8 protein-coding genes are annotated in these 12,588 nt (G+C 62.2%); 6 read left to right on the plus strand and 2 right to left on the minus strand.

Annotated features, from left to right (window positions below):
- Positions 1 to 362 precede the first annotated feature (362 nt).
- From U6958_RS21020 to U6958_RS21045, 6 genes are all read left to right on the plus strand, one after another.
- Complete coding sequence (locus U6958_RS21020; protein WP_143044648.1) at positions 363 to 1,709, plus strand: hypothetical protein; 1,347 nt, start codon at positions 363 to 365, stop codon at positions 1,707 to 1,709.
- Positions 1,706 to 5,071, plus strand: coding sequence for an RNaseH domain-containing protein (locus tag U6958_RS21025; protein WP_074923312.1), 3,366 nt, complete (start codon positions 1,706 to 1,708; stop codon positions 5,069 to 5,071). The genes U6958_RS21020 and U6958_RS21025 overlap by 4 nt, the downstream gene beginning before the upstream one ends.
- A 32-nt stretch (positions 5,072 to 5,103) precedes the next feature.
- Entirely contained in the window at positions 5,104 to 6,825 is a 1,722-nt protein-coding gene (xseA, locus tag U6958_RS21030) for an exodeoxyribonuclease VII large subunit (RefSeq protein WP_074923318.1), read from the plus strand.
- The gene (gene xseB, locus U6958_RS21035) at positions 6,822 to 7,145 is read left to right on the plus strand and encodes an exodeoxyribonuclease VII small subunit (RefSeq protein ID WP_083393655.1); all 324 of its coding nucleotides are present in this window, start codon (positions 6,822 to 6,824) and stop codon (positions 7,143 to 7,145) included. Before xseA ends, xseB begins: the two co-directional genes overlap by 4 nt.
- A 93-nt stretch (positions 7,146 to 7,238) precedes the next feature.
- On the plus strand, positions 7,239 to 9,074 hold the full coding sequence (locus U6958_RS21040; RefSeq protein ID WP_244160537.1) for an ATP-dependent endonuclease: 1,836 nt from the start codon (positions 7,239 to 7,241) through the stop codon (positions 9,072 to 9,074).
- 11 nt (positions 9,075 to 9,085) lie between these two features.
- Positions 9,086 to 10,957, plus strand: coding sequence for an ATP-dependent helicase (locus U6958_RS21045; protein ID WP_074923317.1), 1,872 nt, complete (start codon positions 9,086 to 9,088; stop codon positions 10,955 to 10,957).
- Between the two features lie 122 nt (positions 10,958 to 11,079).
- On the opposite strand, the gene U6958_RS21050 is transcribed toward U6958_RS21045, so the two are convergent.
- Both U6958_RS21050 and U6958_RS21055 read right to left on the minus strand, forming a co-directional pair.
- Positions 11,080 to 11,322, minus strand: coding sequence for a DUF2274 domain-containing protein (locus tag U6958_RS21050; RefSeq protein WP_074923310.1), 243 nt, complete (start codon positions 11,320 to 11,322; stop codon positions 11,080 to 11,082).
- Positions 11,319 to 12,587, minus strand: coding sequence for a TrbI/VirB10 family protein (locus tag U6958_RS21055; RefSeq protein ID WP_074923309.1), 1,269 nt, complete (start codon positions 12,585 to 12,587; stop codon positions 11,319 to 11,321). The genes U6958_RS21050 and U6958_RS21055 overlap by 4 nt, the downstream gene beginning before the upstream one ends.
- Position 12,588: the final 1 nt, after the last annotated feature.

Below are 12,588 nucleotides of genomic sequence, written 5' to 3' on the forward strand. Positions count from 1 at the left end.
GCTTTGCACCCTCCTACCGCTGCAAACAATCGTTACGAATATTGTGCACGGCAATCAGGAACACCCTACTTCCTTACTCGTATTTGGGAAGGAGCGCGATCTTGATATGGCGTAACCAATGAACACCTTCAATGAGCTTATGAGCTAATGGGAGGTCTAGACAAATATATATTCAGATATCAGAATACAAATTCAAATATCGCCCACCAGTAATTGTGATATCGATACTGCCCCAGACGCTCCTGAAACTGTCTACATGGAACGGGTCCCTTGAAGACCTCGCCGCAACGGCAGGGCAGTTGCTGCTCGAGCAGGGCAGTTGGCAAGGACATCCTCTGCGAGCACCCACTCGATCCGTGGTCGTGGACTACCGCAACGTGGGCATCATCGCCCCTGCGCTGCGCAAGCGCTATCAGTGGCGCCACTTGGTGCAATTGGTTGTGGCTTGCGTGCTCGTACAGCTCGGCCAGACGCGAAAGTCAGTGAGCAAGCGCATGCAGTCGCTGGCGCCGACCGAGCTTGTTGCTTTGCTTGAGCACGCATCTTCAGAAAACGCCTCGCCGCCCGGACCACATGCACCATCAGTGACCGTTGACGAGTCGCGGGCGCTGGAGCTGGCGCACGAGGCCGTTCCATTGTTGGCGGCCGGGCTCGCGGATCATTTCCGGCGCGCACGTGCGGGGCAACCTCTCGTGCACGACGCTGCCATGTCCCACTGGCTGCGCGCTGCGATGCTGCGCCTGGCCAGCCTGTATGTACTTTACGGCCGACCGGTGCAGGCCGATGGCGCCCACACACTCGTGGCCAACAGTACACTGCCCCTGCGCGAGCGCGAATGGGACTTGCCCGTCTTCGACACTCCGGGGTTCCGCTTTCATGGCGTTCGGTTGCTGGACCCAGGCACGAGGCTGCCGACCATCGAGTGCATCGACCTGGCACGTCAGACCGCGTCTGAACTCGACCTGAAGGAGCAGCAGGCCTTCGCTCAACTGGAATCCGCATGCGACCTGTTCGGATCGCGCGGCAGCGAGGTGTACTCGGCGCTGCGCGAATTCATTACGCGCCACCCGATCAGCTCGGCCGCGGAGCAGCGCCGTTTTCTCGAGGCCGGCAATCTTCAGCTTGCGGCCCCTTTTTTGGCCTCTTGCTACGAGCAAGTTCAGCCGCATCACCTTGTCAAAGGAGGTTTATTCCGATGCGCAACGTGTGGGGCGCCTTTGATCGAGTCCACGATCGATGCACACGTGAGCTGCACAGTCCGGCAGTGCAAAGCCTTTGAGTCGCCGGTGCCGCGAGAGCTCGCACGCGCAGTCACGCTACAAGACGCACTGATCGTCAAGGCACACATCTTGGTGTACTGGTGTGGTCCTGGCCAGGACGAGATTGCCCTGTACGACACGGCGACAACCGAGCCTTCTGGATTGGATGCCGCGCTGTACCCAGGCCGTGACCGATGCGATTTGAGCCTTGACGCCGAAGGCACTGGCATCGACGTCAAGAGCCACGCAAATCCTTTTGTCCTTGCCGCTAGTCTCAATCGCAGCCTTGGTGGTCTCGAGCTCTACACCACGAAGGTCATCGCCATCAACGACCAAGCGCTGTCGCGCTTCCCCGACTACTTGGATATCTTGCGCCGGGAGTGCAACCGGCATGACGTCGAGTTCACATCCGTGAGCGCCCTGCGGCGTGATTTGAGGGCCAGGGCATGATCGCTGAGCGCCTAAAGGCCCTGCAATTGCACCGCCTGGATCTGCTGGCGGGCTTCTTCTTTCACGAGCTGGGAGTCAGGTCGCTGCAAAACGCGCCGGCGCTCCTGATGGGCTTTCGCAGCGTCGCGCGCACGCCCTTGCTGCGTGAGCGCGAGACAGAACTCGACAACCTTCGCCGCGCGTGCAGCGGCTTGTCAACGCTTGCCGCTCTGAAAGGGGCAGCTGTTCGCTATAACGACATTTCGCTGGCGTCGGGGCACCGACGGCTGTTTCGGATTGACGAACGGACCTTGGCAATCAAACCGCAGTTCGACATCGTTGCGCCGGAGCTCAGCGAAGCCCTATCCGCCCTGAAAGTGCCCCATGTACCCCAGCCCCATGGCATGACACTGGCTCGGCCAGACAAGCCCATAGCGATCCATGTGCAATTTGCCGGGGAGTCGCGCCGCTACGCCGTCCAGTCTCTTCCCTCCAGCCTGCCGCCACCGACGAGACACGACGCCGAGCGCCCTACGCGGCGTCCGATCATGGTGAGCTGGTCGGACCTCATCAATGAGGCACGGGAGATGGATGCGATCGATGAACGCCTGCATGTCGCACGTCGAGGCAACTGGGCCCAGCGCCTACAAGCCGTAGCATTGCAAAGCGTTGACGCTGACGGTGAGTTCAAGGTGGAGGGTGAGCTGGCGCTGGACGGGCTGAAGCACCTGATCGGCCTGCCAGGCGCTGGCAAGACGACGCTGCTGATGTGTCTGCTGCGCTATCTGGGAGTGCGTGGCATCAAGGCTGCCGTCTTCTTCCCGTCGATCGAGGTGTGTCGTCAGTACCTCGAGGACTTGTGCCGCTACGGTGTCGCCGCAGGCCTACTAGTGGGTCAGTCACGCGACACCCGATTGCGTCACGCGCACAAGCTTGCCGAGGCGTTGGCAACAGACGACCCCCTGCGAGGGTTCTGCACGACAACGGCCAGCGCGGCATTGTTCGAGGGCGTCTGCGCCCTGCCCGCCCTGACATCCGCGCCCAGCGCAGCCTTCGCTATCGCTGACAGCTTTTGCTCACGCATTTGGCAGCGCCGTACAGCGGAACCGAGTGACGATGCCGAAGGCAAGGACCTCGAGCGCCGGCTGTGCCCAGTGTGGTCGCTTTGCGGTTTCACACGGGCACCGCGTGAGCTGCCAACTGCCAGCGTTTGGTTGGGCCACATCCTCTCGGCAGACACTCAAGTTCCTCGTCAGACCACGGCACTCGACGAGCGCTACTTCGACCTTATCGCGCGTGTCTTCGATGTCGTGATCTTCGATGAGGCCGACCGAGCGCAACAAGACCTGGATCGCGGCGGGATTGCCGAACTTAGCCTCTCGGGTCACGACAGGTCATTTCATCGCCAAGTGCAGCGCGGCACGCTGCAACCCATCGCCTCGGGACAGAATGCAGTGCTGCATGGCGTCGACTATGCTCAGTTGGCCATCGAGATCGCCGAGTTCGAGAAGCTCAATGTCGCTCTGACGCACGCCGTCCTACGCCTCACGGACGATCTGCGCAAGGCGTTTGACGGGTTGCTGATGTCTCCGCTTCGCATCATCGGTGATTGGCTCTCGCCCAAACGTCTTAGCACTCTGGCGGACGATCTCGGTGCTGACCCTCAGGCGCAGGCCAAGGATGCACTGTGCGAACTGTGGGAGGGTGCGGCCATTCGCGCGTTTCAGCTACGTGGCGCCCGCTCGGGCAGCGTTGCCGCAGCGCCGGACGCCATCGCCCGTACCGCCAACGCGTTTGAGGTCACGCTCGGGCGCCTGCTCGATCGCCACGAGCACGACGATGACGAGGCGCCACCCGGTAAGGCACTCGAGGCCATCACGTCAGTTTCTCCTGACCGCTGGTTCAAGGCGGACGTTCCTGCCCCCGATGCCGAACGCGACAGGGTGGTCGCGGCGGTTCGCAAGCTGACTGCAGATACGGCATATATAGCCGACACATCCCGTCATCAGCTCTATGTGGTCACTCAAACACCCGAGGACGTCGAATGGATCAAGACCACGGCAGCAGCCATGCTGGGCGACGTCATCAAGGTGTTAAGCGTGCCATTGCCAGCAAATACCCACGGCCCCATGCAGAGCTTCACCGAAGGCCGGCGCAAGCAGCGCTTCGACGCACGTGTGCGCGAATGGCTCAAGTTCGGCGAGAGCCTCAAGCTGGGACCCCGCTCGATGGTGCTAGTCCAGGCGCCCATGTTCTATAAGGTCGAGGGCGACAAGTTCAAACCCGACGACAACGTCAACAAGCTTGCGGCGCGCAAGGCGCTCGGCAGCCTGGGTTGTACCGTCCAGTACCTGCTGCCTAGCGAGCACGGTCGCGTCGACAAGTTTCTGCCGCGTGTGCAGGCCGCGCTTCTCGACCTGGTGTTCGGCCACGCAGGCTCGGTCTGGGGCCTGAAGCAAGCCGGTGAGGCATGCTTCACGGGATCAGCGTCGCCCCCACGTTGGGTCGGTGCAGTGAGTTCACTGGTCGTGCAGTCCGAATGGTTCCGCGACCGTGCGCAGTCCGTGTTCGTCGCCACCCGCATGGACTGCGAGACCGGTCAGGCTTGGGTGCGTTTCGCCCATCAGACGGCCGAGATCGTGCAGACGGACTGGATGCGCTTCGACGAGGGGGCCAAATACCTGGCATCCACCCGAATGGAATTGCCAGCCCCTTGGGCCGCAAGGCGCGAGCTACTCGCGCAGTTCTTTCAAAGCACCTTCGACGACATGGTCGCCGTCGATCCAAACGCCGTGGTCTTCATCGACTCGACTCGAGCTGCTCGACTGGCTTCGTGGTTGTCTGATTCGGGCATGCGCGAGACCTCGCGCCAAGTGGCACCAGGTGTGTTGACCGCGCAGCGCTGGCCCACCTTGCGCTTGATCCGGATTCGTGAGCAGGCCCCGACGATCGGCCAAGAGAAGATCTTCGGCGTTTCCAACGGGGCAGAGGCGCCGCTGCGTACCTGGACATCCACGCCCCGCCTGTTTCGGGTCAGTGGCGCTTCAGCGCCGACCTTCTGGTCACTGGCCAGGCCCGGGACACATCACAAGCGGGGGGCAAGCTGCTACCGAGAGATGCTCCTGCCGAACAGCAATCAAACAGAGGACAACCCAAAAGCGTTCGTCCCCTTTCCTGCACAGCCCGACAAGCAGCATCTGAACTCCCGAGCCGTGGAGGTCGTCATCCTGCAGAAGCAGGCCGATGACGACGAGGTGCAACTCGCCTCGTTCGCGCAGCATTTGCGGGCCGGCTTGTTAACGGCACGCAATGAGCGATGGGTCACGGCCCCTACCCCGCTGCGCATCATCGACAAACTCACCGAGTACATGAGGGGCGGTTGACGATATCGCGCTTACCCCTCCCCCAGCCAGCCATGCCCCTCACCTACCTCAACGTCGAATACGCTCAGCGCGGCGCCGTAAAGGCGCTCGGCGCAAGGTGGGATGCAGAGGCGCGCAAATGGTTTGTGCCCGAGGGGCGTGACCTGGCGCCCTTTGTCGCTTGGCTGCCTGCTGAGCGGCGGTTCACCGACACGGCTGTTGCGAAATCGAGCAGCGGTGCCGTGCAAGTGCAGCGTCGAGGCAAGTCGCTATCGCTGCTGTTGGCCGGTGTGGCGGATGCTGTCAATCGGACCTTCCACCAGGGCGAGTGGACTATCGTCGACGTCGTGCAGGTCTCCGTCAGGAAGCATGTGTTCCTGGAGCTTGCCGAGCGAGACTCAAATGGCGTCGTGCTTGCCAAGGCGAATGCCATGATCTGGGCCAGCATCGCCGACCAGATCCTGCCGCCGTTCGAAGCGGCAACTGGGATGTCCATCGGACCGGGCATGAAGCTGCTCGTGCGGGCTCGCCCCATATTCAACGTGCAGTACGGCTTCAGGCTCATCCTCGATGCCATCGACCCGGACTTCACTCTGGGCGAGCTTGAGGCCCGCAAGCGGGAAATCCGCGCGCGCCTGCAACAACAGAACCTGTGGGGACTCAACAAGGCGTTGGACTTTCCTTGGGACTTCCGCGCCGTGCTTGTGATTGCACCACAGGACGCTGCCGGGCTCGGCGACTTCCGTGCCGAAGCTCAACGGCTGGACCGTGCCGGTGTTTGCCGCTTTGTGTACGCACACAGCCGCTTTCAGGGTCCTGGCGCCGCAGAGGAAATCATTGAGGCGGCTCGCACTGCGCTGACCGCGGGGAATTCTGTGGGGCAAGTTCTGTTCGACGCAATCGTCTTCATCCGCGGAGGCGGTGCAGTCAACGACCTCGCCTGGCTGAACAACTACGAGCTAGCGCGCTTCGTCTGCGAGCTGAAGTTCCCTGTGCTCACGGGCATCGGTCACGAGCGCGACTCGACGATTCTCGATGAAGTGGCGCACACGAGCTTTGACACTCCGAGTAAGGTCATCGCAGGTATCGAGGCAACCATCGCCAGACGAACCAGGGAAGCACAGACCGCGTTTGCGGAGGTGGTCGCCGCAGTGCAGCGACGCATCGGCCTAGTTCGGCAGGGTGCAGAGCAGGCGAGTTCGCATATCCGCGAAGGCGTATCGCATCAGCTTTACACGGCCCGCGCCGCAGGTGCTGAGGCCATGGCTGATGTTCGCCTGCTGGCACTGCGTGAAGTTTCCGTGGCGTCGCGGCACTCGGGTGAGCTCGTGCGCGACGTTCGCGCATTGACGAGCACCCAGTTGGCCATCGCCAAGGAGAGAGCACCGCTGCTGCTGATACAGACCCGAGATCAAGCGGGAGCGCATTTGCGCACAGCGACGGCCAAATCGAATCAGGCGCTGAACGCGGTGCTGGACCGTGCACATTCAGATGCAGGTCGCGCCACCCGGGACGCCTCTGGCGCCCTGACCGGTCTGATGCACAGTGCACGGCAGCGGGTGACCGGCGCCCGTAGCGGCTCCGAGGCGCTGCTGCGTGAGATCAGCGGCCAGGGCCCACGGAAAACACTGGCCCGGGGCTTCGCGCATATTCGGGATTCGAGTGGGCGAACCGTGATGAACGCGGGATCACTCGCCGCAGGCAATGAGTTCAGCGTGACGTTCCATGACGGAATGGTCGAGGCGAAGGTGCAGGGCGAGGAAAACAAGCAATGACAATGACGTTCAAGGAAGCCTATGGCGTGCTCAATCGGCATGCACAGACTCTGCGCAACCAGCAAGAGCCCAATATCGACGATCTCCTGGGCATCGTTACCGAATCGGTCGAAGCCTACAAGATCTGCAAGCAGCGCATCGATGCGGTCGAGGCGGCGCTAGAACAGGCGTTGGCCGACCCAGCCGTCGCCTCCTCCACATCCGTCAGTGGAGAGGACGGTGCCGCGCTCCGCCCCGCTCCCTCGTCGGCTCGCCCACCGAGCCGCGGAGGCGCGAAGCCGAGCGGATTCGATGACATGGACGACGACATTCCGTTCTAGAAGGGACTGGCGCCGATGGGACTCAATGAACAAACAATGGGAGGAATGCCTTTGACTACCGGAATCAAGCCACCTACGCCCAGCGGAGTGCGCGTGACCGAAGTGCGTGTCTCGAATTTTCGATCACTGGTCAACGTCGTCCTCGAGCTCGACGATTTAACCGTCTTGGTGGGCGCCAACAACGCGGGCAAGACGAGCTTCCTTGACGCGATGTATGCCGCGATCGGCGCAGGGCGCAAGACGCTGGGTCAGGAGGATGTTCATGTGGCTGCAGCCGAGGCGGTCGCACCGCAGGATCGCGTGGTCACCGTGGATGTGCGCGTTCAGCCGTTCGACGCCGACGGCAAGCCTCTTCAAACCTTCCCACAGGGCAGCTACTGGACGTCGCTGTGGGGCACGGGTCTATCTCAAGACCTCGATTTCAACGACTTCATGGCTTTTCGCACCACCTTGTCGTGGAGCGACGTCAAGGGCGACTACGCGCTCGAGCGCAAGTTCCTGACCGAGTGGAAACCCGCAGCGGACTGGCTGTCTGCCACAGTATCGGCGGAAGGCGTCAGCGCCGAACAGCTCGAACATGTAGCGCTGCACTACATCGATGCCAAACGCGACCTCGAGGACGATCTGCGCCGACAGGGGTCGTTCTGGCGTCGCCTGACCGACAACCTTGGACTGACGGAGGCGGATGTCGACGAGTTCGAGCAAGCGCTTTCCCAGCTGAACGACGAGATCGTCTCGAAGAGTTCGGTGCTGCAGCACCTCAAGACAAATCTTTCCGACATGTCCTCAGTCGTCAGCGCAGACAGCGCCGGCGTGGATATCACGCCAGTGGCTCGCCGCCTCAGAGACCTCTCCAAAGGTGTCGACGTCACCTTCGCGACCACTGGCGCACAGGCATTCCCGCTCGCTCGGCACGGTATGGGAACGCGCAGCCTCGCGTCGCTACTTGTCTTCCGGGCTTTCATGTCCTGGCGCTATGCGCTGGCTGAAAAGCAAGGTGACCAGACACATTCGCTGCTTGCACTTGAGGAGCCCGAGTCGCACTTGCACCCGCAAGCCCAGCGGGCGCTGTTTGCCCAGATCAAGTCTATCCCCGGCCAACGCATCGTCAGCACGCATTCGCCTTATTTCGCCGGCCAAGCCAAGCTCGGCGAACTTCGGCTCTTCAACAAGCTGGCCGGTGTGACCGTGGCTCAGCGACTGGACCTCACGAAGTTGACCGCAGACGACATCCGCAAGCTCGAGCGGACGGTGATCGCTACGCGCGGCGACTTGCTGTTCGCTCGCGCGGTGATTCTTTTCGAAGGCGAAACCGAAGAGCAGGCCTTTCCGCTCTGGGCTCAAGCGTACTGGGGCGCGAGCGCACACGAATTGGGCTTCAACTTCGTGGGTGTCGGAGGCACCGACTACTTCCCTTTCATCTGGCTGGCGAAGAGCTTCGGCATTCCCTGGTACGTCTTCTCTGACGGCGAGGATCAGCCCGTCACAAAGCTCAAGGCCGATGCCAAACGCGCCGGAATTGATGACATTGCCAAGCACGCCAATATCGTCGTCATCCCCAACAAGAAGGATCTAGAGGCACATCTGCTCGATGCAGGCTACATGGACGCTTTCGAGGCTGCCATTGCCAATTTCGCCGGTGCAACGGCCCTGGACGACTACATCAAAAGCCTGCATGGCAAGCCAGGCAAGTCCGTGGGTGGAGTCGCCCAAACTCGGGACTATTCCGGCGCCGCAGGGCGCGAGCGCGCGGCGCTTGACATGGTCAGCGACAAGAAGACGCGCTATGCGACGCCCATGGCCAGCGCCATCCTGGCGCTTCAGGACCCCGAGCGTCGTGTTCCCACGCTGGTCGCACAGTTGTTCGAGGCCATTGGCACCAAGTTCGGTCTGAAGAAGGTCGATGCTGCCAAGATGGTCCTTCCTTGACGGAGATGATGATGTCCACTGTTCGCCTCTCTGCAACGCAGCGGCAGGTTGTCGACTTCGGCGAAGGCGCCCTAGCGGTCATCGCGGGCCCCGGATCGGGAAAGACGCGCGTTCTCACCGAACGTATCCGCCGCCTGCTGACCCAAGTGCCAGGTCACTTCCGCGTGCTGGCTTTGACTTTCACGAACAAGGCCGCCAAGGAGATGACCGATCGCCTGGGTGACTTGGCTGAGGCGCGCAAGCGCGCATTCATCGGCACCCTGCACGGCTTCTGCCTCGATGTCCTTGCGGATCGCGGAAAGCACATCGGTCTCGCCACCATGCCGCAGATCTTCGAGCAATACCAGGATCGCAAGCAAATCCTCGCGCAAGCGGTCAGCGAGGATGCAATGCTTTGCAGCGAGATATCGCACTTGTCGACAAAGGAGCAAGCTCAGCGCCTAGACGATTGGCTTAGGAGCGTCGGGCATATCAAGACGCATCCGATCACCACGGCGGTCAGTGGCATCGACGACCCCATCATTGAGCGCGTGTATGAGGGATACAACGCCGGACTGCAAGCCTGCGGTGCTTGCGACTTTGACGACCTGCTGCTCTACACCTATCGGCTGTTCTCTGAATTTCCTCAGGTCGCCGATCTCTATCGGCGCGTCTATGGCTATGTCTGCGTCGATGAGGCTCAGGATCTGAACGAAGCCCAGTACGCCGTCATCCGTGCGATGGCTGGCGATTCGCTGCGCAACATCATGATGGTCGGCGACCCCAACCAATCGATCTACGGCTTCAACACCTCGAGTCCGAAGTACCTCACTGACGACTTCAAAGCGGACTTCAATGCTGCCCAGATTTGTCTTGAGGAGAACTATCGATCTTCACGCGCAGTGGTCCGCGTAGCGCAGTCCCTCGATCCGACTTACACCGTCGCTGGCCAACTTGCCGTGGAGGGTTACGCCCGGAAGATGGTTGGCGATAGTGAGGCCAACGAGGCTTCACGCGTTGTAGACGAATTGACGCGTCTGATGGCTGCGGGACACCCGGACATTGAGGGACCCATAACACCAACGAGCTTCGCCATTCTCGGACGGACTCGCTATACGCTGATTGGCGTCGAGCGTCAGCTCAAGGAGCGTGGCCTGCCCTACTTCAAGCGCTTGAGCGTCACGCACGAAAACGAGTCCGATCTAGCCGATGAGTTCCAACTGGCGCTGAGGGTGCTGTCCAATCCCAAGGATGCCGTGCACCTGAGCGCGCTTCGCAAGCGGTGGAACCTACCCGGCCCGGTCACTGCCCCTGCCGATGCGGCACAGGTGGTGCAGATGGTCCAGTCCATGTCCACGGCAACACAAGGGCCGGGGTGCGTGGCCATCGCCGACGCGCTGGCGGCCGTGCATGCGACCACCGCTCGCCGTCTGGACTTCATGCCCGCCTTCAAGGTCCTGGAGGCGCACGCGGACAAGCTGGATGAGCCGGATCGACGAGCTATTCGCGAAGACGTGGCGGTTTTGCGCGAGGAGTGGGACCACTTTCTGCGATCCGAAGGCTCACGCGCGCGAACACTTCAGAGCTTCCTGAGCAACATCGCCCTGGGCACTTCTGGCCAAGCCACGCGGGACGGCGTAGCGCTGCTGACCGTGCATTCTTCCAAGGGTCTTGAGTTCGATGTAGTCTTCGTCGTAGGCATGGCTGACGGCGTGTTCCCTGACTACCGTGCGACCACCAAGAAGCAAAAGGATGAAGAGCGCCGCAATGCGTTCGTCGCAGTGACGAGATCCAAGCGGTTGCTGTACCTGTCCTATCCGCGCCAAAGGCTTATGCCCTGGGGTGATGTGTGGCAAGGCGCCCCTTCACCCTACATCACAGCAGCGCCGCTACAGAGGCCCTGAAAACTCCGAGGTGGCCAAGAGCACATAAGCGTCGCGCATCCCGATGCTCCACCGAGCATGCCTTAGACATTTCCGAACGAGCAATGGGTACGGGTGCGTCGATTGGAGCGCTATTGCCGTGTTCAGCCAGTTACAGGTTTTGGGGCAGTGTCCCGCCCCCTTTGAAACCCCCGATCCCTCGCCATGAACGCATCCAGCATATGCGGAATCAGAACCACCGCATCGACCGCCTCGCCATACGCCTGCGCGTGCACCGCGGCGTAGCGGTCGAGGTCGACCTTCAGATTGGCCGGGCAGTTGAAGGTCAGCTTGACAGTCTCGGTCTTGGGCAGCGGCCCGAGCCGTAGCTTCTTGGTGGTGTTCATTTCGCAGCTCCCCGGTTGAAGAACAGAGGCTGGTACGGTCGCAGCACCAAATCGCGGTTGACGATGATCCGCACCGACAGGCCCGGACGCTCCGTCAGTGTCGGCTGGATGTTCATGTTGCGCCGGGTCATCTCCTGGCCCACTTGGTTCACGCTGTCCTGCAGGCTGTCGCGTCCGGCGATGATGACGCGGTTGCCGTCTTGCCAGTTTTGCGGCGCAGCTAGCTCGGCACCCACGCCCAGCAGCGTCGTTAGCGCCGCGCCGGCAAAGACGCGATCCCAATGCCAATCGACACCATCCTCCAGGCCAGAGTAGCCGGCCGGATCGGTGCCGGCGAGGTTGTCGAGCTTCAGCGAAGACGTGTCCGGCAGGATGACGCGGTTCCACACCACCTGCACGCGGCTCTGCCCGTAGCTCACCTGGCTGTTGTACTTTCCCAGGATGCGCGAACCTTGGGGGATCAACAGGAACTTGCCCGTGGCCGTGTCATAGACCGGCTCCGTCACCGTGGCGATCACGTCGCCCGGAAGATCGGACTTGATACCCGTCACCAGCGCACCCGCGATCACGGTCCCAGCCATGACCTGGTATGGCGAGGCCGGCATCTGCAGATTCCCGGAATTGCGGGTTTCTGTAGAACCGCCTTTCAGGAAAGCCTCTTTCTGGTCTTGCCGGTTCTGCACGGCGGTCGGGTCGGATGGCTGGGCCGCCGTCGAGGCCGGCCCGGCCGCCAGCGGATCGAAGCCCGCCAAGGCGCTGCCAGGCGAAGCCGCAGCGACTTGGGCTGCGCCAGGCACCGCGGCCTTGCCCTGGTTGCCCGAGCGAAAGAACACCGTCGAGGCCGCTGCGGCCTCAGCCTCCTTGCGCCGTGCATCCTCCGGGTCATGGCCCGGCGGCGCATAGGCCGGCGTCACCGACTGCTGCGACTTCACGATGGCCGGGCCGAGGTCGCCCGGCAGCGGCGGCCCCAGCTCAGGCACCTTCGGCGGCAGCTTGGAGTAATCCGAAGGCAGGCCATCCAGCCCTTCGGACTTCGAGACGCGATCCACGTTGTAAAGCTCGGTCTGCTCGCACGCGCCGCGCCGATGCGGCTGCAATGACCAGATCGTGGCCCCGAGCACGGCGACCGACAGGCCGCCGACGAGGATGGCCAGCGTGCGCCGGTTCAGGCGCGTGACCGGGCGCGGCTGGGCGCGCAGCGCCACCGCCTCGGGCGCGACCTTGCCCGCTCGCGGAGCAAGGTCAGGGGAATCGTCCTGGTTCATG

The organism is Delftia lacustris (assembly GCF_040267515.1).
Lineage (GTDB): Bacteria > Pseudomonadota > Gammaproteobacteria > Burkholderiales > Burkholderiaceae_C > Comamonas > Comamonas tsuruhatensis.

What these genes read in the sequence shown, in the direction of transcription:
- U6958_RS21025 (WP_074923312.1), top strand. Translation starts at nt 1,706, where the DNA reads ATGATCGCTGAGCGCCTAAAGGCCCTGCAATTGCACCGCCTGGATCTG.
- xseB (WP_083393655.1), top strand. Translation starts at nt 6,822, where the DNA reads ATGACAATGACGTTCAAGGAAGCCTATGGCGTGCTCAATCGGCATGCA.
- xseA (WP_074923318.1), top strand. Translation starts at nt 5,104, where the DNA reads ATGCCCCTCACCTACCTCAACGTCGAATACGCTCAGCGCGGCGCCGTA.
- U6958_RS21045 (WP_074923317.1), top strand. Translation starts at nt 9,086, where the DNA reads ATGTCCACTGTTCGCCTCTCTGCAACGCAGCGGCAGGTTGTCGACTTC.
- U6958_RS21055 (WP_074923309.1), bottom strand. Translation starts at nt 12,587, where the DNA reads ATGAACCAGGACGATTCCCCTGACCTTGCTCCGCGAGCGGGCAAGGTC.
- U6958_RS21050 (WP_074923310.1), bottom strand. Translation starts at nt 11,322, where the DNA reads ATGAACACCACCAAGAAGCTACGGCTCGGGCCGCTGCCCAAGACCGAG.